The organism is Rhizobium sp. LCM 4573, assembly GCF_001854865.1.
Taxonomy (GTDB): domain Bacteria; phylum Pseudomonadota; class Alphaproteobacteria; order Rhizobiales; family Rhizobiaceae; genus Neorhizobium.
In genome coordinates this window covers 1-25,166 of the sequence record NZ_MDDW01000017.1, presented here as the reverse complement: position 1 = coordinate 25,166, position 25,166 = coordinate 1, and the positions used below count along the sequence as shown (strand labels likewise).

General features: G+C 56.9%; 28 protein-coding genes and 1 tRNA gene. 18 read left to right on the top strand and 11 right to left on the bottom strand.

Annotated elements, in window-relative coordinates; all coding sequences use genetic code 11:
- Positions 1 to 558: DDE-type integrase/transposase/recombinase (locus tag LCM4573_RS18170; protein WP_071007802.1), on the top strand; the 558-nt coding region annotated here is incomplete at its 5' end.
- Between the two features lie 230 nt (positions 559 to 788).
- On the opposite strand, the gene LCM4573_RS28135 is transcribed toward LCM4573_RS18170, so the two are convergent.
- Positions 789 to 936, bottom strand: a tRNA-Met gene (locus LCM4573_RS28135).
- Between the two features lie 76 nt (positions 937 to 1,012).
- Here LCM4573_RS28135 and LCM4573_RS18160 point away from each other — a divergent pair.
- From LCM4573_RS18160 to LCM4573_RS18150, 3 genes are read left to right on the top strand one after another with little or no spacing between them, the layout of a single operon-like run.
- The gene (locus tag LCM4573_RS18160; RefSeq protein ID WP_071007800.1) at positions 1,013 to 3,301 is read left to right on the top strand and encodes an ATP-dependent endonuclease; all 2,289 of its coding nucleotides are present in this window, start codon (positions 1,013 to 1,015) and stop codon (positions 3,299 to 3,301) included.
- The gene (locus LCM4573_RS18155; RefSeq protein WP_244505359.1) at positions 3,298 to 5,217 is read left to right on the top strand and encodes a UvrD-helicase domain-containing protein; all 1,920 of its coding nucleotides are present in this window, start codon (positions 3,298 to 3,300) and stop codon (positions 5,215 to 5,217) included. The genes LCM4573_RS18160 and LCM4573_RS18155 overlap by 4 nt, the downstream gene beginning before the upstream one ends.
- A 43-nt stretch (positions 5,218 to 5,260) precedes the next feature.
- On the top strand, positions 5,261 to 5,920 hold the full coding sequence (locus LCM4573_RS18150; protein WP_071007799.1) for a hypothetical protein: 660 nt from the start codon (positions 5,261 to 5,263) through the stop codon (positions 5,918 to 5,920).
- Between the two features lie 17 nt (positions 5,921 to 5,937).
- Here the strand turns inward: LCM4573_RS18150 and LCM4573_RS18145 are convergent, their stop codons facing one another.
- From LCM4573_RS18145 to LCM4573_RS18130, 5 genes are read right to left on the bottom strand one after another with little or no spacing between them, the layout of a single operon-like run.
- Positions 5,938 to 7,125: a DUF5677 domain-containing protein gene (locus tag LCM4573_RS18145; RefSeq protein WP_071007798.1), complete on the bottom strand. Its 1,188-nt coding sequence runs from the start codon at positions 7,123 to 7,125 to the stop codon at positions 5,938 to 5,940.
- A 22-nt stretch (positions 7,126 to 7,147) separates the two neighbouring features.
- Positions 7,148 to 7,453: a 4-fold beta flower protein gene (locus LCM4573_RS18140; protein WP_071007797.1), complete on the bottom strand. Its 306-nt coding sequence runs from the start codon at positions 7,451 to 7,453 to the stop codon at positions 7,148 to 7,150.
- Positions 7,450 to 7,860: a DUF6527 family protein gene (locus tag LCM4573_RS28675; RefSeq protein WP_083347523.1), complete on the bottom strand. Its 411-nt coding sequence runs from the start codon at positions 7,858 to 7,860 to the stop codon at positions 7,450 to 7,452. The genes LCM4573_RS18140 and LCM4573_RS28675 overlap by 4 nt, the downstream gene beginning before the upstream one ends.
- Positions 7,857 to 9,029: a ThiF family adenylyltransferase gene (locus LCM4573_RS18135; protein ID WP_071007796.1), complete on the bottom strand. Its 1,173-nt coding sequence runs from the start codon at positions 9,027 to 9,029 to the stop codon at positions 7,857 to 7,859. The genes LCM4573_RS28675 and LCM4573_RS18135 overlap by 4 nt, the downstream gene beginning before the upstream one ends.
- Entirely contained in the window at positions 9,004 to 9,270 is a 267-nt protein-coding gene (locus tag LCM4573_RS18130; RefSeq protein ID WP_071007795.1) for a multiubiquitin domain-containing protein, read from the bottom strand. The genes LCM4573_RS18135 and LCM4573_RS18130 overlap by 26 nt, the downstream gene beginning before the upstream one ends.
- A gap of 143 nt (positions 9,271 to 9,413) precedes the next feature.
- Here LCM4573_RS18130 and LCM4573_RS18125 point away from each other — a divergent pair, with 143 nt between their 5' ends.
- From LCM4573_RS18125 to LCM4573_RS18105, 5 genes are all read left to right on the top strand, one after another.
- Positions 9,414 to 10,484 carry an ImmA/IrrE family metallo-endopeptidase gene (locus LCM4573_RS18125; protein ID WP_071007794.1) on the top strand — a complete coding sequence of 357 codons (1,071 nt, stop codon included), beginning with the start codon at positions 9,414 to 9,416 and terminating at the stop codon, positions 10,482 to 10,484.
- On the top strand, positions 10,447 to 10,995 hold the full coding sequence (locus LCM4573_RS27945; protein ID WP_157895526.1) for a type II toxin-antitoxin system VapC family toxin: 549 nt from the start codon (positions 10,447 to 10,449) through the stop codon (positions 10,993 to 10,995). Before LCM4573_RS18125 ends, LCM4573_RS27945 begins: the two co-directional genes overlap by 38 nt.
- Before the next feature lie 9 nt (positions 10,996 to 11,004).
- Positions 11,005 to 12,279, top strand: coding sequence for a hypothetical protein (locus tag LCM4573_RS18115; protein ID WP_071007792.1), 1,275 nt, complete (start codon positions 11,005 to 11,007; stop codon positions 12,277 to 12,279).
- Positions 12,280 to 12,425: 146 nt separating this feature from the next.
- Positions 12,426 to 13,706, top strand: a complete 1,281-nt coding sequence (locus LCM4573_RS18110) for a hypothetical protein (RefSeq protein ID WP_071007791.1) — start codon at positions 12,426 to 12,428, stop codon at positions 13,704 to 13,706.
- A 161-nt stretch (positions 13,707 to 13,867) separates the two neighbouring features.
- Positions 13,868 to 14,767 carry a hypothetical protein gene (locus LCM4573_RS18105; protein WP_131818983.1) on the top strand — a complete coding sequence of 300 codons (900 nt, stop codon included), beginning with the start codon at positions 13,868 to 13,870 and terminating at the stop codon, positions 14,765 to 14,767.
- Positions 14,768 to 14,779: 12 nt separating this feature from the next.
- On the opposite strand, the gene LCM4573_RS18100 is transcribed toward LCM4573_RS18105, so the two are convergent.
- Positions 14,780 to 15,361, bottom strand: coding sequence for a recombinase family protein (locus LCM4573_RS18100; protein ID WP_071007789.1), 582 nt, complete (start codon positions 15,359 to 15,361; stop codon positions 14,780 to 14,782).
- 321 nt (positions 15,362 to 15,682) lie between these two features.
- Here LCM4573_RS18100 and LCM4573_RS18095 point away from each other — a divergent pair, with 321 nt between their 5' ends.
- From LCM4573_RS18095 to LCM4573_RS28130, 3 genes are all read left to right on the top strand, one after another.
- A complete protein-coding gene (locus LCM4573_RS18095; RefSeq protein ID WP_131818982.1) occupies positions 15,683 to 16,288 on the top strand; it encodes a hypothetical protein in 606 nt (201 codons plus the stop codon).
- Positions 16,273 to 16,650: a hypothetical protein gene (locus LCM4573_RS18090; protein ID WP_071007787.1), complete on the top strand. Its 378-nt coding sequence runs from the start codon at positions 16,273 to 16,275 to the stop codon at positions 16,648 to 16,650. The genes LCM4573_RS18095 and LCM4573_RS18090 overlap by 16 nt, the downstream gene beginning before the upstream one ends.
- A 95-nt stretch (positions 16,651 to 16,745) precedes the next feature.
- Entirely contained in the window at positions 16,746 to 16,898 is a 153-nt protein-coding gene (locus LCM4573_RS28130) for a hypothetical protein (protein WP_157895525.1), read from the top strand.
- A 7-nt stretch (positions 16,899 to 16,905) separates the two neighbouring features.
- On the opposite strand, the gene LCM4573_RS18085 is transcribed toward LCM4573_RS28130, so the two are convergent.
- Entirely contained in the window at positions 16,906 to 17,886 is a 981-nt protein-coding gene (locus LCM4573_RS18085) for a hypothetical protein (protein ID WP_131818981.1), read from the bottom strand.
- Positions 17,887 to 18,212: 326 nt separating this feature from the next.
- On the opposite strand from LCM4573_RS18085, the gene LCM4573_RS18080 reads away from it, so the two are divergent.
- From LCM4573_RS18080 to LCM4573_RS18055, 6 genes are all read left to right on the top strand, one after another.
- On the top strand, positions 18,213 to 18,479 hold the full coding sequence (locus LCM4573_RS18080; protein WP_071007785.1) for a hypothetical protein: 267 nt from the start codon (positions 18,213 to 18,215) through the stop codon (positions 18,477 to 18,479).
- The gene (locus LCM4573_RS18075; protein WP_071007784.1) at positions 18,476 to 18,856 is read left to right on the top strand and encodes a hypothetical protein; all 381 of its coding nucleotides are present in this window, start codon (positions 18,476 to 18,478) and stop codon (positions 18,854 to 18,856) included. Before LCM4573_RS18080 ends, LCM4573_RS18075 begins: the two co-directional genes overlap by 4 nt.
- Positions 18,857 to 18,859: 3 nt before the next feature.
- A complete protein-coding gene (locus LCM4573_RS18070; protein ID WP_071007783.1) occupies positions 18,860 to 19,072 on the top strand; it encodes a hypothetical protein in 213 nt (70 codons plus the stop codon).
- A gap of 124 nt (positions 19,073 to 19,196) precedes the next feature.
- Positions 19,197 to 20,714, top strand: coding sequence for a type IV secretory system conjugative DNA transfer family protein (locus LCM4573_RS18065; RefSeq protein WP_071007782.1), 1,518 nt, complete (start codon positions 19,197 to 19,199; stop codon positions 20,712 to 20,714).
- Between the two features lie 2 nt (positions 20,715 to 20,716).
- On the top strand, positions 20,717 to 21,970 hold the full coding sequence (gene mobQ, locus LCM4573_RS18060) for a MobQ family relaxase (RefSeq protein WP_157895524.1): 1,254 nt from the start codon (positions 20,717 to 20,719) through the stop codon (positions 21,968 to 21,970).
- Positions 21,971 to 22,177: 207 nt separating this feature from the next.
- On the top strand, positions 22,178 to 22,495 hold the full coding sequence (locus LCM4573_RS18055; RefSeq protein ID WP_071007780.1) for a hypothetical protein: 318 nt from the start codon (positions 22,178 to 22,180) through the stop codon (positions 22,493 to 22,495).
- 284 nt (positions 22,496 to 22,779) lie between these two features.
- Here LCM4573_RS18055 and LCM4573_RS18050 read toward each other — a convergent pair whose 3' ends face one another.
- The 3 genes from LCM4573_RS18050 to LCM4573_RS18040 form a co-directional block, all read right to left on the bottom strand.
- Positions 22,780 to 23,100 carry a type II toxin-antitoxin system RelE/ParE family toxin gene (locus LCM4573_RS18050; protein ID WP_071007779.1) on the bottom strand — a complete coding sequence of 107 codons (321 nt, stop codon included), beginning with the start codon at positions 23,098 to 23,100 and terminating at the stop codon, positions 22,780 to 22,782.
- A 2-nt stretch (positions 23,101 to 23,102) separates the two neighbouring features.
- Positions 23,103 to 23,369 (bottom strand): type II toxin-antitoxin system ParD family antitoxin, encoded by a 267-nt coding sequence (locus tag LCM4573_RS18045; protein WP_071007778.1) that lies wholly within the window; start codon positions 23,367 to 23,369, stop codon positions 23,103 to 23,105.
- A 131-nt stretch (positions 23,370 to 23,500) separates the two neighbouring features.
- A complete protein-coding gene (locus LCM4573_RS18040) occupies positions 23,501 to 24,847 on the bottom strand; it encodes an integrase (RefSeq protein ID WP_071007777.1) in 1,347 nt (448 codons plus the stop codon).
- Positions 24,848 to 25,166: the final 319 nt, after the last annotated feature.

Sequence of the window (25,166 nt, the reverse complement as noted above, 5' to 3'; positions counted from 1 at the left end):
CACACAGCAGTGCGCAAGGGTCGCCTCCACGACGGTAAGGTCATGGTCATGCGCTCGAACCTGCGCTGGTGCTCGGATGGCCTGGAGTTCACCTGCTGGAACGGTGAGATTATCCGGCTCGCCTTCATTATCGACGCCTTCGACCGTGAGATCATCGCCTGGGCGGCTGTCGCTAATGCCGGAATATCCGGCTCCGATGTCCGTGACATGATGCTGGAGGCTGTTGAGAAGCGCTTCGGCGTAGCCCGAGCGCCGCATGCCATCGAGCATTTGTCTGATAACGGTTCGCCTTATACCRCGCGGGAAACTCGGCTGTTCRCCCAGGCTCTTAATCTGACGCCATGCTTCACACCCGTCGYCAGTCCACAGTCAAACGGCATGTCCGAAGCCTTCGTCAAAACCCTGAAGCGGGACTATGTCCGCATCTCAACCCTTCCGGACGCGGAAACTGCGCTCCGGCAGATCGATGGATGGATCGAGGACTATAATGAAATCCATCCCCATTCCGCTCTGAAAATGGCTTCCCCTCGCCAGTTCATCAGGGCTATCTCAACCTAAGCCGACTGTCCGGTGAAACGGGGAGCACTCCATACTACCTGAGCCGCTTCCGTGCCATTCTCGCTGAGGCGGAGGCTGACTGGAAGCTGTTACAAGTTTCATTGGTTGCGGTTGCCGGATTTGGAGTTTCTGTCCGGCTGTGTCTGCTACGCGCCCGTTTGCCCCTGACGAGGTGTTAAATCCTCGCCCCTTTAGCAATAAAAAAGCCCGCGCGAGGCGGGCTATTTCATTGGTTGCGGGGGCAGGATTTGAACCTGCGGCCTTCAGGTTATGAGCCTGACGGCTACTTCTGCATCATACTGTAATTGCTGTAAAAATAAGCTCTGAAATTATTTTGTGCTAAAATCTGTGCTTACACACCTATTTGGCCTCCTCGCAGCCCTCTGAGGCATTATTGCCCTGCTCGACTTCATCGCTGGGTTGAGCTAGCGTGGCGTCACTCTCGGGGGCTGCCATGCATTTACATTCATATCGACTTAAGAATTATCGGCGTTTGCGCGACGTACATGTGGAGCTTGGGTCCGATTTATCTATCTTTGTTGGCGCGAACAACAGCGGGAAAACGTCTGCCACTCAGGCAATACAGATGTTTCTGTCCGGGTCAAAAGATAGGTTTTCTCTTTTTGATTTCAGTTCTTACATTTGGGGAGCATTGAATGCTTTTGGTGAGGGTGACCCCGCGAATGATGTTGATGTAACAATACCATCCATATCTCTCGACCTCTGGTTCGAGGTAAACGAGAACGACCTTTATTTGGTGATTCCAATACTCCCTAGTTCGGATTGGGCCGGTACTCAGGTCGGAATGCGAATCGAGTTCTCTGCCGTAAACTCCCAGGGACTGCTTCWGAGATTCCGAGAAAAGCGACAAGAAGGCCTCGATCGAGTGGCCGAACTTCCTGGTGGCGCAGGCAAATACGCACCGTGGCCGAGAAATCTGACAGACTACTTGGAAAAGGAGCTTCAGCACGAGTTCGAGTTCAAATATTTCGTCCTGGATAGAGCGCAATTCAACGACGAGTACGAACAGAATGAAGGATACGATCCGGTGCCTCTTGCTGGAGATCAGGGAGGCGCGGGAATTTTAAAATCGCTCATTAAGGTCGATAGCCTCAGCGCACAACGCCATCTTACCGATCCCAACTTCCAGACTCTGGGTGGGGCCGGAAGAGCCGAAGACCTATCACGTCGCTTGAGCCGGTTCTACCAGCGGAACCTGGAGCAACGCGGAGATGATCACTCGGCACTGAAGGCACTGTTTGATTCTGAGGAAGGCTTGAATGAGCATCTGATGCAGGTATTCGAACCGACCCTGAAACGTATTGCAACCCTTGGCTACCCTGGTCTGAGCAACCCAAAACTTGAGATCAAGTCTGGCCTTAATCCGACCAGCATCATGAGCCAAGATGCCCGAGTGCACTATGTACTTGGCGACGGCGCCGATGCCGTGCGCTTGCCGGATTCTTACAATGGCCTAGGTTTCAAAAACCTCATTTACATGGTCGTCGAAATTCTCGACCTTCAGGAAAGATGGAAGGCTGAGGAGGAGAAACGGCCCCCCCTGCACCTGATCTTCATTGAAGAACCTGAAGCGCACCTTCATGCTCAGCTTCAGCAAGTGTTCATCCGCAACGTACTCACCCTCTTGAAAATCGAGGGAGAAGATGACGGAGCATTCACCAGCCAGATTGTCGTTACGACCCACTCTCCTCATATACTTTATGAACGCGGTTTCGCCCCTATTCGTTATTTTCGGCGTCACAGCGCCAACGGCGAACAATCGACAAAAGTTCTCAACCTGTCGGGCTTCCAGAAGGGGGAAACCCCCAAAGACCGCGACTTTCTTCAGCGGTATCTGAAACTGACTCATTGTGACCTCTTTTTCGCAGACGCCGCTATTCTGGTGGAGGGCAATGTCGAGCGTCTTCTTTTGCCACTTATGATTGAGAAGGCTGCAAAAACTCTGCGATCTGCGTCGCTATCAATCTTGGAGGTTGGCGGAGCATTTGGCCATCGTTTCAAAGAATTGATTGAATTTCTCGGCATTACAACTCTGGTGATCACGGACGTCGATAGCGTCACTGAAACAGTTGAGCCCGCAGCCGATATTGACGAGAATGAAGACGAAGAAAAGGAATTCGAAATTCCCTCGGAGCAAGAAGGTGGAGAACCACAAAAGCGCTACGGTTCAACATGTCTCCCTGGGGAGCCCGACGCGGTAACAGCAAACCAGACACTTATCCAATGGTTGCCGAGAAAACGGAGCATTGCAGAACTCTGCGCGGTGGCAAAAGAAGATAAGGCAGAGCTTTTGACCGGCTCGGACACGGCTATGGTTCGGATCGCGTACCAGATTCCAACTGACGTAACCTGGAATGAGCAGCTAGCCAGCCTATGTGGGCGAACTTTCGAAGAAGCTTTCGGACTTGAAAACGCTGATTGGTGTCAAGCAGCGGATCAACGCACGGTAGGACTGAAGCTCAGGGGCGCCGCAGCTGATCCGTCTGCCTTGGCCGCGCGACTGCACAAGCGTGTTACTGGCAAGAATTTCGACAAGACAAAGTTCGCCCTCGGCGTGCTTGCTCGCAAAGACGGTGACTGGGTTGTTCCGCTCTATATTAAGGAAGGCCTCGAATGGCTTCAGGAGCAGGTAAATCTGGAGGTCGAGCAGGAAGTTGAGGCAGTCGTTGACGCAGCGGCCGAAGCTCCTGTCGTGGCGGCAGAGGCCGATCAGGTGGCATGATGAACACACGTCGTATTCATCAACCCGACACGCCCGCAGATATCAGCCTTAGGGAGTGCCTGACCGGTCAAACCAAGCGTAGCTTCATTGTTATCGCCGGAGCCGGATCAGGAAAAACCACATCTCTGGTGAAAGCACTCGCGACAATCGTCCGGGAACACGGCCCCGCTCTAAAGCGTAGCCGCCAACGAGTAGCTTGCATCACGTATACGGAAGTCGCAGCAGCAGAAATTTGGGCCGACGTGGGTAGCGATCCGCTGGTTCATGTTTCGACCATCCATAGCTTTCTCTGGATGTTAGTACGCAGCTTTCAAACCGATATAAGGGCTTGGGTCGATCGCAGGATCGGGGAAAAATTAGATGAGTTGCGCACAGATGCAGAAAACTTCGGTCCCAGAGTTCAACAAAGGACCCGCGAGAAGAACCGACGCGACATTGAGCGCTATGAACGCGATCGGGCCCGAATCGGTTCGGTAACCGCCTTTTCTTATGGCACGGGCAGCAATTACTCAAAAGGTTTGCTCGGTCATGACGACGTCTTAAAGATTGCGACCGAGTTTCTGAAAGAACGCCCCCTTTTTCGAACTCTTCTGGCTCAACAATTCCCCTTTGTGTTTGTCGATGAAAGTCAGGACACCACGCAGGGCGTGGTTGAGGCGTTGAAAGCCGTAGAACTTCAAGCGCGTGGCAAGTTCGGATTGGGCTTCTTTGGCGATCCAATGCAACAGATCTATCCTACCGGCATCGGCGATGTCGTCGCAGAAGAAACTTGGCWCACGATACCCAAGCCGGAGAACTTTCGTTGCGCAACGTCGATTTTGGCCGTTGCCAATGCGGTCCGTCGCGACGGAGACGATCTTATCCAAACGCGCGGACGAACAGAGGAGATCAACGGCGTTTCGCAGCCTGTTGTCGGCACCGCGCGCATATTCATACTTCCCACTACTGGAAATCGCGATGAGCACATCACAAGAGTCCGAGAATGGATAGCGAACCAGAACGACGACGCTGCCTGGCGCAACAATGACGACAACTCTGTCAAGGTTTTGGTGATCGTGCACCGCATGGCAGCAACCCGATTGGGTTTCGGAGAACTCTATGCGGCGCTAAATGATGGAGCCCCTGAATCCTTCAAGACCGGCTTCCTGGACGCCAGTACGTGGCCCCTGCGCCCCTTCATCTCGTTCGCATTGCCTCTGAGCATCGCGCAAGAGAACGGTCGTGAATTCGAGGTAATGACCATCCTTCGCCATCACTGCGAGCTCCTAAAAAAAGATGGGATGCGCGGAAAGAACGTTTCAGAACTGCTAAAGAAGCTTCGAAATGCAAGCCTCCAACTCGCAACAATGATGCGTCCAGAAGAGGGGCGAACGGTCCGCGACGTACTTCTCTTCATTCGTGACAATGAACTAATGAATCTGGATCCACGCATCCTTGCCTATCTTGAACAACAGCTACCGCCCAACGAGGAGGGTACTGAACCGGACGAAGAAGAGGCAAATAAGGAAGTGGCGGCAATGGAAGCCTTCTTGGCGTGCCCCGCAGCCCAGTTCTGGGGTTATGGTCGCTACTTAGAGGATGAATCGCCGTTTTCAACCCAGCAAGGAATTAAGGGGGCAGAATTCAAACGTGTCTTAGTCGTATTGGATGATGAGGAAGGCACGCACACACAATTTTCATATGACAAATATCTGGGAATTAAACCCCTTTCTGACAGGGACTTGAAGAACATTCGGGAAGGCAAGGAAAGCGTTGTGGATAGAACGCGGCGCCTATTTTACGTTTGTTGTACACGCGCGCTAACTGATTTGGTTKTTGTATTGTTTTCAGCCAACCCCGAACTTGCTGCCCAGCGGGTTCGTGAGGCGAATATCTTTCCGGATACGTCGATTTTCAACCAGAGCGTTTTGACATAACGGGAGAAGCGTCTGTTGCTAGGGAGCGAACTGAAGTTGAATTATGAGTAGCACCATCATGTTCAACGAAACTGAATCAATTTTTGGATCTTCTCCGCCGCCCCGTGCAACCGATGTTCTATTCGGCGGGAACAGCAAGGATTGGCCGCTCAACGCTTGCATTCAGCACTGGGGTGAAGTCGATCATGCTTACAAAGCCGGCTTCCGGAGGGCTGCTTTCCAACTGACTGAGCGGATGTGTGAGCAACCCGTCAACCAAGATTCGATCGTCTACCCGATCGTCTATCTCTACCGGCATCACGTCGAACTGATGCTCAAGGATATCTTCCGCCTGGCGGCTGATCTTCTCGAAGAATCAATAACTGGAAGTCAGGAAAAACATCTCGGGAGACACGATCTCGCGCAACTATGGGGTATGGTCCGGCCAATGCTGGACCCTGTTTGCAAACTCGTGGGATCAGATCCCCTGCCCTCGGCGGATTTGGACGGTATCGACGCCTACATGCGCCAGTTGAACGTATACGATCCTAGGGGCGAAAGCTTTCGCTATGCGCGCAGTCGCGATGCGACACGTACACTGGGCAGCGATCTCGTCCATATCAACATCCGCTCATTCGCTATTCACATGGAGAAACTGGCTGATTATCTCGGTGGCCTCGAAAACTGGCTAGCGATGCTGATTGACGGCCGCAACGAGTCCTAACCCCAACAAGCATCATATTAACTAGAGGTGCCCGTTTTGAGAATGATTGAATGCTCGACATGATCGACCCTGAAGGCATGTGGCTCCTCCATGGCCTTGACCAATGCCTGCTCTGTCGCAGGCTTGCCATTTAACGAAACACTCCAGAATACCGGCTCGAACCATTTAAGCTCAGCTCCCTCCTCCTCCGAATCCGAACGCTCCAGAACAACTTCTCCGGTCGGACGGTGGACATAGACGATATCGACAAGGTTTTCCGCTGTCCGAGTAAAAACCATTCGGATGTCTTCAGTCGCATCGAATGTTGCACTCTGACCAACTTGAAGACCGTCTTGAACTTGCTGCTCGGCAATTTCGCTATCGGTACTCTCTTCTACTGGCTGCCGAAGCCCCTCAAAGAGTTGATGAAGCTCGTCACGCGTACGAACGAGAAGAGTCGAGGCTAATGACAAACATAGCGAAGAATACGAATCCTCAACCGGACTGGGGAGCCCACGCCCACGTTCTGTGTTGTCGCCGCCGATGCGATAAAAGGACATTGGCAGGCCATGGACGTGGCTGGAAAAAAGGACATACAACCACCGAAAATGGTTAACAGCGATACCCGCCTTCTCCGCAATTTCCTCCAGTGAGAAGAGATATGCGGTTTGACCATGCAACAGCTTCTTGTGCCTCTTGGTATCCAGTGCGTTGAAGAACGGATTCGACATGAGACGACCACGAATCTCGTCCGCATGAACCTTAAACCCTTCCACCTGCTCTGCGTCGCCCAGCGCGTCAAACATCCTGATCCGGCTCACACAATCATGCAGATTGAACAGGTTCCATCGGCAATTCCATTCATCGTCGGAGCATTCTTCCGCGCAGAGGTAATAGAAGGCTACTCTCAGCTCAATCATCGTGCGGACGATTCCGGCAAGGGACGCATAATCCCAGTGCTCAATCTTCTTGTCCGCCCAAGGCGTGTGAGGCGCCAAGGTCAAGAGGCTGATGCCACGCGTTATAAGAACAGTGAAGAGAACAGAGGCATAAAAATGCCGCCCAGTTGGCGCCGGGATACCTGCATAGCTCTTCGAAACATACATGCATTCCCGAACAACATTATCGAGAACATCGAGACTCTCACGATAGGGTTCCGACGGCTCCGTGCCGAGGTTACCATCGTCTAAGACAGCTTGAAGACTATATTCGTCCGTATTTGTCACCGGCTACCCTTGATCCACGGCATTATGAGAATGTCTCCGGACCTGGAAAGTCCTCATATCCGGCATACATCACGTATCCGACGTAGTTCACATATTTGACATAGGCCACCCGCCTGGCCCAGGGTGTGAACGAATAACCACGAAGACTTGAGTTGTTGACTCGGCGTATAAGACGGTTGTCGCTCATGATCTCGCCCAAATAACGCCCATGCCGGTCGTACACGGTATCGCTACTGAACCGGCCCACATGCTGCCCATTGTAGGTCCACAAGTCATCGCCATCGCGATAACCGAAGCATTTTCCACCCCATGTCCACAGCCAGGTCATGTGCCATCCTTCCCAAACAAACGTCGTACAAGATTCCAAAGGCGATGCCAGAAGCTTCGTTCACGCGCCCGTTCTGCGAAATATGCCTCACGCCGTCTGTCTTCAGCCTGGCGCCCGGCAAGAACCTGAGCATCGCTCCAGTTGCCCGCCCATTGGATCTGCCCATTGGTGATGAGGTAATGGGTTCGGCACGGCAACTGCCAGTTACCGATGGAAGGCCGAAGTGTTGGTAACCCGTTCCTTTCGGTAAGAGACCACTCGRCAGGACCAAGAGGCGTCACAACCTTGTTGCCGCACCCACAGGCACAAAGATGTGCGGCAACAGCATATTCACGAGATACGTATAAAACGCCGGTCGTCAATTCCTTGGGAATATACTGGACATACTGGAGCGAAAGAACAGTCACGCAACTCGCTCCATGAAGGTCTTCAGGTCTGTTATTCCCATCAGCATATGGTATGCGGCATTGTCGTCCACGTAAAACCTTTTGATCTGCTTGTACTTGATGACAGCCAGACAGGCGTTGAGCGCGTTTAGTTCCGCAACCTGCACATTGCGCCGGTATTCATCGTTCGGATGGTCTACCATTTCAGCCAACTGCATTTGCCGCACCTGTTCCGCCTGTTCCGGCGCATAGTAGGTAGCGCGCACCATACCGGCCAGTGCACCCTGCGCACGGTCGAGACCCATGCCGACGTCGATGTAGGGAATACCCAGACTGATCAACAGATCGAAGATTTCAGCGCGTGCCGAACCGCGATCCACGCACACAAAGGCAAACGTCACACCTTCAAGGTCGGCAGCAGACGACTTGTCAATGAACTTCTGCTGTATAGCCAGGCCGGACCGAAAATTCTCATACCTTCCCGCATACACCACAGCCTTGGATTGCCCGAGTTCATCATCCCGCAACCTCCCGGGCGATCGGAAAGCATTATGGACGTAGTACTGGTCTGCGTCGAACGCCCGAATTTCCTGAACGGGTGTTTTCACCATGAAGTCGAGCAGATAGGAGCCGGTACCACCCAAGCCGATGATCGCCACAACCTCCTCCTTGAAAACTTGGGAGAGGTCACCGATTTCAGCACGGGTCGTCAACGTGTCATGGACCTTGAAAACAGAAGCTCCAGCAGCCTCGCGGTCGATATTAAATGTGAAGGGAGTCACGCCGTGGCGCTCCATGGCGGGGCCGGAAATGACGCGAACGTAGTGCTCGATTTTCTCGAAGAAATTCGGGAAACCGCCAGCAGGCTTATTCGAAAACGACCGCTGGACAACAATGTCTGTCTTGTTCAGAGGGATGCTCACCGGACCACCACCCAAGTTCGGGATCGGGCGACCATCAAGGCCATACGGCGCAGAGCCCGCAAAATAGACCTGATGGTCGTCCTGCCGCACCCTGCGCTGGTCAACGAACATAAGATTAGCAACAAAGGCGCCCGTCTGGAGTCCGCCGTTGCTGTCGAGGTACGGAATATCCCGAACCACAAGACGGGTACCATCTACGCGCAGCGCATAGCCCTTTTCCAGAAGACTCTGGATATCGGGATTATGATTGGCCAGTTCGAATAACATTGAATGCCATCCCTTCCTTAACCTTGACGCTACCGCCGGGCACCAGGATACCCTCAGGCTTGTTACCGTGGCCGCGGGTGTAGGTCACCGAGTAGGTCACCTCCGGATGCTGCGGATATTCGGGATAAGCCAAGGTAACCACCTCGGCATAGGTCAATTCGTCCTTCTTGGGGACGTCGTGGGGAGTGCCATTGACCACTATGGTCACTGTCTTCGCCTTTTCTGCAACATCTGTGGTCATTTTCGTCTTTCCTTTCATCGTATTTCGGTCATCCGAGGCGATGGTCGGTTGATGAATTGACCAAATCGGACTATATTTAATGTAGCGGTTGATAAATCCGCTGTCAATATCAATTCATCAACCAACAAGGGGCGAACTGAACCATGGCTTTTGGAGATCGTCTAAGGCTGGCACGAGCACGTGCCGGCCTTTCGCTCGCAGCATTGTCAGCGCAACTCGACCAAAAGGTCACCCCACAGGCTCTCAACAAGTACGAACGCGGGGAGATGATGCCCAGCTCGGGCGTGCTCGTATCTCTCTCCCGTGCACTTGGCGTATCGCTGGACTTTCTAATGAACAGCCAGGTTGTGGAGCTTGAGGGAGTAGAATTCCGCAAAAAATCCACGACCACCGAGCGGGAAAGAGCCCTCGTGGAAGCGGAAGTGATTGATCATGTGGAACGCTACCTTGCGATCGAGGAAGTGCTTGACCTTAGCGAGAGGGYAAGCGCACTCGACAACATAGATCCATGCACCATCGAGGATCTGGAAGATGCGGAAGAGTGTGCAAACACCCTGCGGGAACAATGGAGTTTGGGAAGTGACCCCATACCAAGCCTAACCGCTCTTCTTGAAGAGAAGAACGTTCGGGTGTTGCAGATTGAAGGCCCGGATGGTTTCTTCGGACTCACCTGCCGGGTTAGACGCCCAAACAAGAAGCCGCCTGTTACTGTCATTGTGCGACGGCATGTGAATGTTGAGCGGGATAGATTTACCTTGGCGCATGAAATCGCGCACAACATGATAAAAGATTGCAAGAACGCGAAGATTGAAAAGGCGATGGACCGCTTTGCGGGAGCATTTCTGATTCCGGCAGAACATCTTCGAAACGAGATCGGAAAGACCAGAACTTCCCTTGCCTATCAGGAACTTGTACGTCTAAAACACCTTTATGGTGTATCCATAATGGCTTTGATCTATCGACTGAAGGATATTGGCGTTGTCTCCGATGACAGTTTCAAGGCGCTATTCAGAAGCCCGGCCCGAGCTTGGTTGACTAAGGAACCCGATGAACTGTCACCCGATGGCGAGATCGCAGCAATGGAACGGCCTCAACGATTTGAAGCATATGTCTATAGGGCTTTGGCTGAAGGCCTGATTTCACCGTTTAAAGGCGCCACATTGCTACGAAAGCCTGTTGAAGATGTCGAATTCGCCGTCCGTGGTCCTCGTTAATCGGCGTGTCGTCATCAATGATGCCTGTTGCCTGATTGATCTCCACAAGGTGGGGCTGATTCAGCCTATGCTTGGATTGCCGTTCAACTTCCATGTCGCGCTGCCCGTTCGCGCCAACGAACTTTTATCAATTTCGGCAATGGAATGGGCATCTTATGAACGTGCAGGCATGCAGACGATTGATCTTCCGGGAGATCAGGTCGCAACAGCGCTCTCTCTGCGGGAAGCTCACCCAACCTTGAGCGCCGAGGATTGCTTTTCGCTCGTGCTAGCACGCGAGACAAGGAACGGCTTACTCCTTACCGGAGATGCGGCTCTGCGCGAAGTGGCAGAACACACATTCGGCCTTGAAGTACACGGCGTACTTTGGGTTGCCGACCTTATCGTTGAACATGGTGTACTATCTAAGGAACATGTTTGTCGCTGCCTTGAGGAATGGCAAGAGGATCCACTCGTTCGCCTGCCTCACCGACAAATTGCGGCACGCATCACGAATTGGCGAAAGAGATAATCAACCTCCGTGACCCGAGAAGAACTCTACGAACTGGTCTGGACCAAACCCATGACGGAGGTCGCCAAAAGCTTCGACGTGTCCGGCAGCTATATGGCGCGCGTCTGCACGGTGCTCAACGTGCCCCGCCCCGAGCGGGGCTACTGGGCCAAACTCGCCGTGGGCAAGGCCCCTGCCCGCGACCCATTGCCCGAAGCGCAACCGGGAGACCAGTTGCACTGGTCAAAGGACGGCAAGCTGCATCCCCCGCCCCGCCCCCGTGTCCAGATCCGGCGCAGGCGCGCACCCGCAACCCTGGCTCCGGCGGACAGCATCCACCCCCTCGTCCGTGGAGCCCGACACCATTTCGAGACCGGCCGCCCGGTCGAGGACGGCGCCTACCTCAAGCCGTACAAACGGCTCCTGCTCGACGTCACCACCTCGAAGACGTGCCTCGACAAGGCCCTCACGTTCGCCAACAACCTTTACATCGCTCTCCAGTCGACAGGTCACCGCGTGGTCATGGCGCCGTCCGGTCAGGGGTTCTATCGCAGCCGCGTTGATGAGCGGGAGGAACGCCGCGAGCAGCGCAACTACTACCACACCAGCCTCTGGTCACCGGACCGCCCCACGCTCGTCTATGTCGGGACCGTCGCCATCGGCCTCGCAATTGCGGAAATGTCCGAACAGACGCTGATGCGCTATATCGGCAGCGGACGCTACATCCCTGATGCCGACTACGTTCCTCCCAAGGCCTCGCGCAGGTTTACAGACCATACATGGACAACCACCCGGGAAAACCCGTCCGGGCGCCTGCGGCTGGTGGCCTATTCACCTTATTCGCGCGTTTCCTGGACAACCGACTGGCAGGAAACAAAGTCCGCACCGCTCGACAAATCCCTCCGAACCATCGTCAGGGCCATCGAAGCCGCCGCCGTCGACCTCGTCGCCCAACTGGAGGAAGCCGACCGAAAGGCCGAAATCGCGCGCCGCGAACGCGAGGCCGCCGAGGAACGGCGCCGCCGGGAGGAAGACCATCGCCGTATCCAGCAATCCGTCAAGGAAAGCCGCGACCATCTGGGACAGGTCATCCAGCAATGGGCAGAGATCATGAGCATCGAACAGTTCCTGCGCGGGGTTGAGGAGCATGCCGCCAACCTCTCCAGCGCGGAACGGCAACAGGTCCTTGATCGCCTGACCCTCGCCCGCAACTTCCTCGGAAACCAGAACCCGCTGGAGTTCTTCATGTCCTGGAAAACTCCGACGGAGCGCTATCAGCCACGTTATCGCGACGACGAGGAATAGCCCCCGGCGTCAGCCGGGGGCTCCCGTCAGTTCAAGCCTCCCGTCACCGACTTTCCCGCCACACCCCTCATCCCCGGACACGTAAAACCGTCGACAATGACATACCGAAATGCAATCCTGCTGTGAAACGGGAGATGTCGCACCGCATGAGGAAATGGCTTGCAGGGTTGGTAATTGCCACCACATTGTGCAGTGCGGGTCATGCCGCCGACGTTCCCAGATTCAAGGACTACCCGGCGAAGATCTACAGTGGCAGACAGGCCTCGCTCCGCCTGGACACGGCGGAAGTCCAAGAGCACCGAACCCGGTTGGAAGAGGCGGAGAAGGAATCGATTAATTTCGGCGGCCGGTATGTCTTCACGCAGTGGGGCGCCGGAACCCAGTGCGACACCGGAGCCCTGATCGATGTGGCAACAGGTCAGGTGCATGTCCTGCCGTTCGCAGCATGTTTCTGGTCAGGGTACGAAAGGCCGTTTGAAGTTCGGCCGAACAGCCGCTTGCTGGTCGTTGCTGGTCAGGTCGGGGAGGATGGTCCCCGTGGCGCGCATTTCTTCGAGTTCACCGGCACCGAATTCCGGAAGGTTGGGATGAAAGCCGAGGAGCCTATAATTGGAGCCGATGCGGCTTCTGTCGAACCATCAGCAGGACCACCGGCTGATGTCGCAAGCGCCCCTCTTGAAAAAACCCCTGAAGGTCTGAATGCTTTCACCGATGCCGTAATCACTGGGGTCCACCGGATCAATTTCAACGATGCGTGGCGGTCCGATTTGAAGAAGTTCGGTTTGCCGGAAGGGGAAAAACTGGCGCGCGCCCTTATTGAGACGTCAATCAAGAAGCGGTACGAGTTGCGTAGTGCACGTTATGTGTTGCTTTATAATCCCTCGGCCGATCTTTATGCGCTTATAAAGGTCAAGAACGGTGAGAAACCAACCGTTGGACTTATGCCTGGCCGATACTTCTCGGAAGAACTCTACAAGTTTAAGGAGCGGCCCAACTACATTGAAAACATGTTAAAAAATCGGCCAGTGGTATTCCGGCAGATCGCAAAGGATTTTCCAAGATCCGATGTTTTCGACAATGTCTTCTCTTGGTATCAAAAAGACGAAGAGCTTTCACAGGCCGTTAAAATTCACCTTGTCGCTTTCCTGGAGTTCGTGAATGCCGCACGGGAAAGCGGCTGCCGCGAAGCTGTTATTGCCGCCATCAATGGGATGGACATCGCATTTGCGGACGGCAAGAGATCGACTCAAACCGGTCCCTTCTATCTTTCTACCGTATTTCCGGTGGCTGCCGCAGCAGATAAGCCGGTTCAGCTAGCCGCCACGTTCCATGACAAGCAGACCAATCGATATGGCGGGTATGCAGTGTTTATGCCCGGCGGCGAACACAAGTGTAAAGTCACGCTCGTCATCCCCACCGTCTACTGACGCGCCTTTAACGGGAGGTTAGATTGCACCCAAGATGGCACATAGGAGCCTCTTTCCTCGCAATGCTTGCATGCAAAGACGCGAAGGCCCAAGCGGATACTAGCTTTGCCTCGGGCTTACAGGGAATCGGTATAGAGGCTGAGCTTCTGCAAGGGGGCGAGGTGAACAATGACCTTCTGAAGGCAACGGGCAAGGCTGCCGGAGGCATTGGGAATGCACTTGAAGTAAAAGAGGGAGTTTCTAACGTGTGGGATAAGATCCTGCACGGAGAAAACCTTACTCCGAATGACATGGTGCCAATCATTGTACCTCTGATGCCGCTCGGTCCGATCGCCCAAATGGGAGTCTTTGGCCTGCAAAATATCGACAAGTTGGGTGCAATCGTCAGTACCGGTGTCGAACGGCTCGACCCCATTCCGGATGCGCCTGACTATTTAAAGGAGTGGGAAGAAAATGCAAAACGCCGGAATGCCGAGCTGGATGCCCGATTGGCGGAAAGAAATGCTAGCTGGAATGCAGAACTAGAGAGACTGCGACAAACACCGGCAGTAAAACCCGCCTGCGGTTCTCTTGAATGRCAGTATCAGCCGGGAAGCGCCGAGTGCGCGCCTGAAGAAGACCAGCCGACACCTTCAGCCCGGAGTGGATGGCGGTTAACGTCGTTTAATGCCAGCTATATCAACCCGCCCCCGATAACGGATGAGTGCTTTAATTTTTCCAATTCGATCGAAGAGGTTACAAAGCTCGAAGCTCAGGACCTTGTGTCATCGCTAGGGTGCACACTCGGTAATCTCAGCATCATCAATTCCGGAAATGCAGTTTTCACCTACAGTTGCCAGCGCAATTCGCAAAGCTTCACCTCGGGCTCTTTCGAAATCTACATGTCCGACACCAAAATCCGCACCATCCGGCGCGAACAAAACACCCACGTCGGAGATATGGAAGAAGAGGCCATCTACGAACCGTGCGACCCGAAGCCGGATTGCTCACCCGAAGGTCAGGCCGCCTGGCGGGCCACTCATAACGGTGCACCTGCTTACATGTGTTCCAACCCACTCTGAACCGCCACCTCGTCAGATTTGCCGAGCTGAAATCCGTAATATCGTGCTCTCGCTAACTCCAAAGGCCTGCGCGATTCGAGCGCATGGCTCCCCTTTCGCCCGCCGTTCCGCAACCTGCTTACGTTCACTCGGGCCCAGCTTGGGTTTCCGTCCAAACCTCACCCCACGCTGCCGCGCCAGCTCCCGGCCGTGAGCCGTATTCTCCAGAATCCGCTGGCGGTGCCAACGGGCAAACCATCCGAGAATAAACAGGAACAGGTCGGCCATTTCCGATGTCGTGTCTACGAAAGGTTCATCAAGGAGCCGTAGGCCCGCGCCCGCCTCTTTCACGGTATGGAGAATATGAACCATGTCCAGCGGGTCACGCGCCACACGGTCGGTTACCGTTGCCAGCACCAAATCCCCCGGTTTGAGGGACTTTAGCAGTTTGCACAGTTGAGGCCGGTCACTGGTGTTTTTCCCGCTACGCTTCTCATGAAAAACCCGGCTACACCCGGCTGTACGCAAACGATCAAATTGGTAGGCCAGATCTTGGCCCACCGTGCTTACACGCGCATAGCCAAAAATGCGGGGAGCGGCTTGGTTATCAGCCATTGCAAAGGTCTCCTAGTCGAAAACCCCTGAAAACTTCCTAAACAATGAAGTTTTAATTTCGAAATTACAGGTTTTCCGCGCCATTCAAAAATTACGATTTTTGCAAGGGGCACAGATTCACAATATATAACTAAGAATATTGTTCACTGATTTTGAAACTATTCTTATTTACCTCTCAACTTCACCAAATCTCATAGCCCAATGCAGCCGTCACAAATCGTGATTTTTGATAACCAGATTCAGTCAGAGGTTGTCAGCCGGGCGGCGGGTTTCTGCCGCCTGGCGGCACGAATCCCCCTTCCCTAGCCGCAAGGATTCATCGTGCCCAACATCATCAGATTTTCGTATGTCGCCGCCAGTTTGGCGGCTTTTTCACTCCCCGCCTGCTCCAGCGCAGCCAACCCGTTCGAGGGAAAGAGCGCAGAGGACGTGGTGGCGTTCCTGCTCTACGGTCTGGAAAGCGGAACGGTTATCACGCAGAACGGGAACGCAGTCGCCGTGCAGACACGGAGCGAAACCAATCCCGTTGCCTTCGAGATCAACGGCAATCTCCCGCAGGTTAAACACTTCCTCCCCTACGGGGTCACGGTCCAGAAGACCGGCGAATGCACCTTCACAACGGAAATCACCGGAAAGACCGACAAGGGCATGAGCAACATCGGCACCATGTCGGTTGATCTGTCCGGGCTTACCTCCGCGACCGTTGACGCAATGGGCACACCCACCATGGAGGGCGCGGACATGAAATGCCTGAAATCCGACGCCCCGTCGTTCTGCGACGCGATGAACAAAGGCGACCTGAAGGACGGGGTATGGCGGTTCCGCATCGGGGTCGGCTGGAACGACAAAAAGGACGCCTCCGCCGACCAGGCCAGGGTCAATCAGGCGGTGAGCTACCTCAAGGATAGCGCATGCAAAAGGCCCTGACGGCAATAGCAGCGGTCCTCCTGCCCTCTTCCGCCCCGGCTGAAACCGGGCTGGCGCATCCGTTGCCCACCGTTCAGCCGTTCAGGCTCGATGCCGACAGTGGATGCTATCGCTACACCGGAACCGCCGGGGAGTTTACCGGACGGTTCAGGGCCGGGTCCTATGTCCGCGTCACCATGGATGACGCGGAACGCATCCCGGTCATGGACGCGCCGGACTTCCAAACCGGCGCCCCGGCATTCTGGTTCGGGCCGCTGCCTCGAACCGGTTCCTACTCCATCACGTTCACCCCGGCCTACCTGATCGGCACGCCGGGCACGGTGGAGATATGCGGGCGCACCATGCCGCCGAAGACCCCATGACCTCACAAGCGGGGCGCCCTGCCCCGCTTGCCATCACCTGTGTTCAGTCTGCTGCGCCCCTTCGGGGGCGATGTGATTCAGAAAGGGGAAACGTCATGCCTGTCGTACTTGGACTTTTCGCCGGACTCTTCATGATCTGGGCGGTCTACATGGTCGCTGTCATCGTCTACCGCTTTTTCACGGTAGTTACGGGACTAGAACTCCTGATCATCGCAGCCTCGATCACCCTCTTCCTGATCTTCTCATGACCGCGTGTCACTGAGGAAGAAGGTCAGGACCGCTCGGCGAAATCACGTCGCCCTGTACGCTGTCCATGCTCGGCACCTCGCCGTTAAGCCGACGGAATGACAGATAGTCCGCGACAAGAACGGGTATGAACGCAGCCACGTTCTCGATGCCCTCAACAAATTCCATTTCCCTATCATCCGACGGCTGAAAGCGGCAGTAAGGCCGGGTTTTCGAGTGGGTCAGCGAGGTTTCCCCGCGTGCAATCTGAACGCAGAACACCTCGAAATCTGCGGGCTTCCCCGAGAGCGCCTTTTCAACCTTATGGTTACGGTCAAACAGTGCCAAACCGCCAAGGCTGTTTCCAATATAGAAGCGCGGATTGTTCATGAATGGCATGGCATTCAAAACGTCTTTCAGTTCCGCTCTGCGGTTCTCGAAGGCCTCGATGCCAGCGGCCAATCCAAGATCATGCTCCCGTCGATGAATGTTCGGGCGCAACAGACCCTCGTTTCTAAGATACTCGCTGCTCGCCTCATTCATCAGTTCATCAAACGCCCGGGAATCCGGCACCTCAATCGTCACCGGATGCCGCCGTATATGGAACAAGCGTTCAAGAACTCGGACGACATAGCGGCTATCTTCTTCCAGAGAGGACAGCCGCTCCTCCAGTGACAGCAGCCGTCCGTCCATCTGCTCGTTCCGCAATTCAAGAAGGTCGCGATTCAGGAACACATACCTCGCCGACTCAACCAGTCGCGACTGAGCCTCATCGAGCTTGTCACCAAAATCGAGGTATCGGGTCAGCGCTTCCTCGACCACTCCCGACTTCTCACCGCCAGGATACTCATCCAAGCGCTCCAGAAGTTTCCACGGCAAGGAAAATGCTCGGGTTGGTCGTTTCGCACTGCTATTGGCAGATGATTCATCCCCGCCGTTGCTGTCTGACGTAGATGATTGCCCGTTGCCCGGCGGCCTACGTCTCCCTGAAGCCCCCTTCTTCCCTGCCATATCGCCCCCTTGACAACTAGGAATTTTATCCTATAACGCGTATACAACTTCTAAGCATCTTCATCATTTTCCATTCGGCGGGCCTCAGCAATCCGCCGGAGAGGAGCCATATGGCTTCTCGATAAGGGTACCAACGTTGTTTTTTCCTTGGCAACGTGCGGTACCTTTATCTATTGGACGCTAATAGGTTACTCAATAGCTGCCAATAAGCAGCTATTGCATGTTAGCATCAAACTATTGATGTAATTCGATTTTATTCCGTTCCTGTTCATGGATCATTGGCCTTGCTGAACCGCGGGAAACCGCATGACACAAGGAAAATCTACATGAACGATTCCCAACTCAAACACATCTACAACAACCTCGCCCCCACAAAACCGAACCACAAAGGCCAGCGCATCGCAGGCCGCTGCATCGGCTTCACCCGCCACCAGCCCCGGTCGATCCTCGGCGGCATCTATGTGTTCCCCCACATCGACGGCAAGCACCTCTACGAGGTCAACCCGCGCAATCCCTTCGAACTCGTCTATATGGGGCGCGTAGACCAGCCCGCCCGCACGATGACGATTTTCCTGCCGGGAGCACGCTCATGAGCAAGACCATCGTTAACACCACCCGCGCCCACCCCTCCACTTTCAACGCCACTCCTGCACCCGCAAGGCGCATCTCTGCCGGTCCAAATTCGTTCGTCCCGGCAATCCTGCAGCGGATATTGCCGGTGTTCCCGCACGCACAAAGGCCGTTGAGCGCGGAAACCGTTCAGCGCATCCTCACGAAAGTGATCAGGGAAACCGGAAGCTACGGAAGAGCGTTGCTGGGTGTTTACGGTCCCGGGCTTGTGGACTGGGGCATCCTGCCGGACGGAACCACCGTCGCCATTGTCGAGGACAGCCTCACGGGCATTCGCCACCTGTGGTCTCTCGACAACGCAACCTTTGAGCCGGTTTCCTACGGCATGGTGGATGCGTAGCCCATGAACCAGCTTCTCCGCTTCACCTTCCGGGTCGCGGAGAAGCTGCTGGACCTCTACCTCAAGATCATGGTGGCGGTCCTCGGCTTCTTCGGCCGCGCGCTGGCCCGCGTCATCGCGGACCTGTACACGCGGCTCACCCGCAAACCGCGCCGACCTGCGCCGGTCCGGCCCAGGTCATTCGAGCGCCGTCGGGGGGATCCCCGGCGCCGCTGACCGATATCCGATATCGCATCCTTCCCCATCAACCCGGCCGACTTCATTGCGAAATTCCGGTTCGTGCCGCTTCGGCAGGCACGCCGGTTTGCGCCGGATGTCGGCCGCATGACAGGTGATCGTCATGGATTTGGTGATACTGCTATTCAAATCCGCCTGCTGGACGTTGTCATTTCTGCTGAAAGCCTGCTGGTGGATACTGCGGCTCCTGTTCCGGATGACCCGCAAACGCCGCCGCAAGGGCGGTTCCCACGGGTCTTCCCGCTGGGCCACGCGGTGGGAGCAGTGGCGGCACGGTGCCATTACCGGCGAGGGCGTCATTCTCGGACGCGGCGCGTTCCGGCGACTCCTGCGGTTTTCGTCGGACGGCATGGTGATGGTGTTCGCATCCATGGGCTCGGGCAAAGGCCTCGGCGTGGTGATCCCTTCCCTGCTGACCTATCGCGGGTCGATGGTCGTCACCGATCCCAAGGGCGAGAACTACGCCATTACCCGCCGCCGCCGCGCCGCCTTCGGCGCGGTGCGAATGCTCAACCCCACGGACCTTGAGCACTCCGATCGCTGCAACCCCATGGACATGATCCGCGTCGGCACGCCCAACGAGGCAGACGACGCGGCAGCCCTCGCATCGCTGATGATCAAGCCCGACGCCCGCGAGGCACATTGGGACGACAAGGCGGCATCAATGCTGAAGGCGCTCATTCTCCACACCCTGCATGAGCCCGAAACAAGCCGCACTCTGGCCGCCGTGCGCCGCCTGTCGGTCGGCACCCCGCATGTCTTCCTGTCCACACTGGACGACATTGCCGAGAATTCCCCGTCGCTTGCGGCCCGGGAAATCGCCGCCGGCTTCCTCACCAGCGCGCTCGAACCCGGAGGCGGCTTTTCATCGGAATTCAAATCGATCCTGTCCAACCTCCAGAAGGCCACCGAGCCCTGGTCGGCCGGATCACCGGCAGGTGTCCTGTCGTCATCCTCCACGTTCGACCTCAGCGAACTCACCACGGAAACCTCTACACTCTTCCTCTGCGTCGATGAGGATGTTCTGACGGTTTACGAACGCTGGCTGCGGGTCATGGTCGGTTGCGCGCTGAAAACCCTCACACGGGCCAAGACCGCCCCGCCGGTGCGCAAGGTGGTGCTGCTCCTCGATGAGGTCGCCGTGCTCGGCCGCCTTGATCCCCTCGAACGGCAGTCCGRCCTGCTGCGCGCCTACTGCACGCCGGTCCTTATCTGGCAGAACCTCCCGCAGATTTACGACATCTACCGCGAAGGCGCGGAAGCCTTCCTCGCCAACGCGTCCACGCGCGTGTTCTTCGGAGTGAACGACAATCACACGGCCACCTACGTCGCCAACATGCTCGGCAACATGACCACCCTGTCCCGCTCCTCCGGGGTCAGCCATTCCGGAGAGTGGTTGGACAGCGGCAACCGCCAGCAAGGGCAGTCGGAAAGCGGATACTGGCTCCTCGACCCAGCGGAAGTGCAGCGCCTCCCCCCGACCCGCACCATCGTGAAGTTCCGCAATGTTCCCTACTCGATCCTCGGCCGCCGCATCGACTATCGCAAGGTGCGGCGCTGGCGCGGGCAATGGGACAGTTGGCGGGGCACGGCCACCAGACGGCCCCGGTTCCGGGGGTGAGCATGGCGATCTATCACTTTTCCGGGCAGATCCTCGGCCGCAAGCCGAAGCGGAATCCGGACGGTTCCTACCGCCCCGGGTCCAGGGCTGTCGCCGCGGCGGCATACCGCGCGGGGGAACGGCTGACGGACCGGGGCACCAACGAGGTGCACGACTACAGCCGTCGCGGCGGGGTCGCCCATTCGGAAATCCTCGCACCTCCCGGCAGTGCGCCATGGCTTACCGACCGCGAGACCCTCTGGAACACGGTGGAGGCCATGGAAATCCGCAGGGATGCCCAGCTCGCACGCGAGTTCAACATGGCGCTTCCCCATGAACTGGACAGGGAACAGCGCCTTGATCTGGTGAGGACCTTCCTGGAGACCCATTTCGTGCGCCGGGGCATGGTGGCGGATTTCGCGCTGCATGATCCCCTCCCCGAACACGGCCAGAACGAGAAGAACTTCCACGCCCATGTCATGCTGACCCTGCGCCGCGCCACCGCGAGCGGACTTGATCCCGTCAAGACCCGCGAGTGGAACAGCAAGGAGTTGCTGAACGTGTGGCGGACGGAATGGGCCGTCGCGTGYAACCTGGCGCTGGAACGCGCCGGGAAACGCGTGAGGGTCGATCACCGCACGCTGGCGGCGCAACGGGAGGAAGCCCTTGCACGCCATGACAAGGCGCGGGCCATGGAACTGAGCCGGACGCCGGAAATCCACGTCGGCCCCAGGGCGCGCCAGATCATGCGCAACGGTCGGACCCCGGTAAGCCGGACACGCGAGGTCAGCACCTACCGGCGGCCCGCCGGCGGCGTGTGGATGGCTCCGGTCCGACGCCGGCGTGACTATCCCTCCTTCGACCGCGGCTCCCGGCTGTCCTGGCTGGAGCAGATTGTGGCAGGCAACAATGCCCGGCTCAAACGCGACCTCGTCGCCATCAATCGCCGCTTCGACCGCATGAACCGCAAGCTCGACTACTGGCAGCGCCATGTCGCCTTCCTCACGGAAGGCGCGATCAAGGGACGCGAATTCCGCTTCAATCGTTGGAAGGCGGCGCAGGAAGACAAGCAGCGCCGGGAGGCGGCAGAGCGCAGGGTCGCCCATGCGCGCAAGCGCCTTGACCAGATCGGGCAACTCCTCAGGGAACTCGAACGGGCGGCCACGGGTACCAGTCAGCGTTACGAGCGAAGTCTGATCCGCGCCCGGGAGGTCGAGCGCTGGGTGCGGCGTGTCCGCCACGGCGGCCGTGCAACGCCACGGAGACGTGAGCGATGACCGGCTACGGGCACGGAACTATCCTCAAAATCACACCCGCAAGGGTGTTCCGTTCCGGCGGATTGCCACAAGCCTGTGGCTGCCGGAGCACCTATGTCGCGCAGCGATGTATAAGTGCGCTCTTACCCCCTCACCTTCTCTCTGTACGCCGTGTCCGTGGTTTCGCCGCCTCAGCGTATTTCTCCTCCGGCCACAAGGAACAGCCCTATGTCGCACGCCTCTCTCGTCACCCGTGTTGTCGGCAATCTCGCCACCCTTGTCGGCGTCGTCCTGCTTGCCGGATGGGGCATCGATCACGCAGCCGGGTGGCTCGGTTACCGGCCCATGGCGTTCTGTACGCTGCTGCCTTCGGTAATCGCCTGTGCCTACGGGACAGGTGTGCTTACGACCTGCATCGGCGTCACAATGTGGGCGGTGTCACTGGGGAGGAGCACAAGCGGCATGGGGCTCGCCATCAGCGGCGCCCTGATCTTCGCTCTGCCGCTGGTGCTGCCGCGCTACCTCGGCGTGGTCTGTATATCGTAATACCAACGCGACCGCGCTGCGCGCGGTTTGCAGGGGAGACCCCTGCACCCCCTTTCGTGCCCTTACGGGAGGGTTGCGTGAGCTCGCAAGCTGGCGGTCATATGGTGGTGCCTTTCCAGCTCGATGCCGAGGAAGTCACGCCCGCAACGACGGGTGGCCACCAGCGCACTCTGCGATCCGCAGGCCGCGCTCCGACGCTTCGGCTTTCAGGGCGGCGGCCTGCGCCTGCTAGGCCGCACGGTATTCCGGCGGATAGATATCGTCGTGCGGATCTGCCATGTCGCTCACAGCCTTTCCTCAAGAGCCTCAAGCGTGATGTCCTGCCCTCCGTAGAAGACGCCCAGCACCAGAACGTGCGCGTCTTCCACCACAAAGGCGATGCTCACGCTCCGGCGGTAACCGATAATGCGAAGGCCCGGAATGAGACCGTCCCTCACCGTTCCTCGCTTGGGGAACGTCGCCAGCTCCGCAATGAACCGGCGGATACCGCTGATGTAATTCCAGGCTACGACGGGCCCGGCTTTGTCGTCACTCGCGAGGTCGCGGTAGAGATCCCGCAATTCCCCTTCAGCCCGCTCATGCAGGACAATCCTGTATGCCTTCATCCCTACTTGGCTTTCGCCAGCCGGGCTTGATGTTCAGCCTCAAGGCGGGCGAAGGCGTCATCAAGGGGAACGCCTCTGGAAGGATCACGCTTCAATTCCGCATAACGGGCAGGAATCTCCTGATTCAGCCAGCGTTCGCGGGCTTCCTCTTGGTCTTCCAGCAGGCGAAGGCCCGCGCGGACAACCTCGCTGGCATTGTTGTAGCGGCCGGATTCAAGCTGCTTCTTGATGAACTTTTCGTAGTGTTCGTTGAGTGCAAAACTCGCCATGGCATCGGACCTCCTGTTATCTGGATTATAGGTCACGATGCCGGAATTAACAACTGTTATCAATTATTGATACCTTATCTTGGTTCTTTAAAACGCCGGCCACGCCTTCGGCGTGGCCGGTTGAAAGAAGGCTAAACCTTCTGTGAGCGCCCCGCCAGGCGGGCGCTGCGAACCGGCAAGCGGTTCGTGTGGACACCCGTTCGGGTGTCTCTGCGAGGCTGTGGAGCCTCGTGTCCGTGCAGGGGCGGCGGTGCCGCCGCCCTCGGCATCTTCCGTGCCCGGTTCGCCCTCTGCCGGGGTTTGCGGGCGTTGATGACGGAAGCGTCCAGCGTGGTCTTGATGTGTGCCGCGTAGAATTTCTCGATCATCTCGACGCTCGTGCGGCAGTTTTTGGCAATGGCGTAGACGTCCGCCCCTTCCATGAGCCGCAGGCAGATATAGGTGTGACGTAGGCTGTACGCTGTCCGAGGTTTGCCGTCGCGGTCCAGCTTGAGATGCTGGGCTTTAAGAACATTGTTGAACATCTTGATATAGTGACCGGGAAAAACCAGATCGGTCGGGCCGGGCAGCCCCGCCTCGGCCTCCCCGACCTTGCGGTTGGCCTTTTCCTCCCGGACCGGTTTGGGCCGGTCCCTCAGGCGCTCATAGGGTTTGACCGCGCCGGGCATGGATTTGCACCAGCCAATGCCGCGCTTGCCGCGTACTTCAATCTCAAGAATGCGCTGGCCGCTGTCCGGGTCTTCCACAATGGTCACGTCCCGGTGCTGGAGCTGCTTGGCCTCATCGGGCCGCAGGCCGGTGTTGCCCATGAACAGCACGAAGTCGTGCAACTGCTCGGCTTCCCAGCGGAAGTAAGAGTTCTTCGGCTCCCGGGCATTCTGGCGGGTGGCCTCGTAAAGCTGCTTGTACTCGGCCGGGCTGAACCAGGGCCGGTGCGTAATCTTGCCCTGAGTCTTGTAGGGCGGCGACAGGTCCGGCAGATGGGCCAGCCACTTGTGCCGGATGGCGGTTTTCAGCACTTGCCGGAGCGTGCCGACCTCATCGTGAAGCGTGCTGCGCGCCGGAGGCTTGCCGGTCGTGGACGAACCGATGCGATGCACCCGGTAATCCTGAACCGTTCCGGCCGTAATCTCCGACAGGCCCATCCTGCCGAAGTACGGCACCAGATGCTTCCGCAGGCGGATGCTGTGGCCCTCAATCCATTTGGGACTGCGCTCGCCTTCGGTGATGACGGCATACTCCTGCTCGAATTTCTTCGCGGCCTCCGCAAACGTAGTCTCGGTCTTCAAGAGACCTGCCGCCGCCTTGCCCCGCAGGCCGAGATACCAGTCCTCGGCAAACGCCTTGGCTTGTTCGAGACCCTTTTCCTTGGTGCTGGTGCGGTACTGGCGACCCTTTACGGTGGCGGAGCAATGCCAGGTGAGGCCCCCGCGCCGGTAGACATTGACCTTTCCTCCGAGGATTTCGTGGCTCGCCATACCGGCCCCCTGCTATTTCCCGTGTTCGATATGGGAACAGGGAATCACGACCTCAAGGGACCAGTCAAACCGCCCCCCGGTTTTGTGCTAGAGTTGTGCTAGGCGATTTTGGGCAAAAAAATAGCTCCGGGGAGACCCGGAGCTATTTGATATCATTCGTAAATTTTGGTTGCGGGGGCAGGATTTGAACCTGCCGGATCGGCCGAACAAGCCGCGCGGAGGCTGTTTCCCTTTGCGAGCGCATCAAGGAGGCCGGCGGCTCCTGCACCGTCTTCAAGAACTAGAGTAAAGCACGCTCCGAGCGATCAAAGCTTGCCGC

Bases quoted from the DNA above. Each gene is read 5' to 3' on its own strand.
- LCM4573_RS18150 (WP_071007799.1), top strand. From the start codon at position 5,261: ATGAGTAGCACCATCATGTTCAACGAAACTGAATCAATTTTTGGATCT.
- LCM4573_RS18100 (WP_071007789.1), bottom strand. From the start codon at position 15,361: ATGGCTGATAACCAAGCCGCTCCCCGCATTTTTGGCTATGCGCGTGTA.
- LCM4573_RS18135 (WP_071007796.1), bottom strand. From the start codon at position 9,029: ATGTTATTCGAACTGGCCAATCATAATCCCGATATCCAGAGTCTTCTG.
- LCM4573_RS18045 (WP_071007778.1), bottom strand. From the start codon at position 23,369: ATGGCGAGTTTTGCACTCAACGAACACTACGAAAAGTTCATCAAGAAG.
- LCM4573_RS18070 (WP_071007783.1), top strand. From the start codon at position 18,860: ATGAACCAGCTTCTCCGCTTCACCTTCCGGGTCGCGGAGAAGCTGCTG.
- LCM4573_RS18090 (WP_071007787.1), top strand. From the start codon at position 16,273: ATGCAAAAGGCCCTGACGGCAATAGCAGCGGTCCTCCTGCCCTCTTCC.
- LCM4573_RS18130 (WP_071007795.1), bottom strand. From the start codon at position 9,270: ATGACCACAGATGTTGCAGAAAAGGCGAAGACAGTGACCATAGTGGTC.
- LCM4573_RS18140 (WP_071007797.1), bottom strand. From the start codon at position 7,453: ATGACCTGGCTGTGGACATGGGGTGGAAAATGCTTCGGTTATCGCGAT.
- LCM4573_RS18110 (WP_071007791.1), top strand. From the start codon at position 12,426: ATGAGGAAATGGCTTGCAGGGTTGGTAATTGCCACCACATTGTGCAGT.
- LCM4573_RS18040 (WP_071007777.1), bottom strand. From the start codon at position 24,847: ATGGCGAGCCACGAAATCCTCGGAGGAAAGGTCAATGTCTACCGGCGC.
- LCM4573_RS28130 (WP_157895525.1), top strand. From the start codon at position 16,746: ATGCCTGTCGTACTTGGACTTTTCGCCGGACTCTTCATGATCTGGGCG.
- LCM4573_RS18050 (WP_071007779.1), bottom strand. From the start codon at position 23,100: ATGAAGGCATACAGGATTGTCCTGCATGAGCGGGCTGAAGGGGAATTG.
- LCM4573_RS18080 (WP_071007785.1), top strand. From the start codon at position 18,213: ATGAACGATTCCCAACTCAAACACATCTACAACAACCTCGCCCCCACA.
- LCM4573_RS18055 (WP_071007780.1), top strand. From the start codon at position 22,178: ATGTCGCACGCCTCTCTCGTCACCCGTGTTGTCGGCAATCTCGCCACC.
- LCM4573_RS18075 (WP_071007784.1), top strand. From the start codon at position 18,476: ATGAGCAAGACCATCGTTAACACCACCCGCGCCCACCCCTCCACTTTC.
- LCM4573_RS18085 (WP_131818981.1), bottom strand. From the start codon at position 17,886: ATGGCAGGGAAGAAGGGGGCTTCAGGGAGACGTAGGCCGCCGGGCAAC.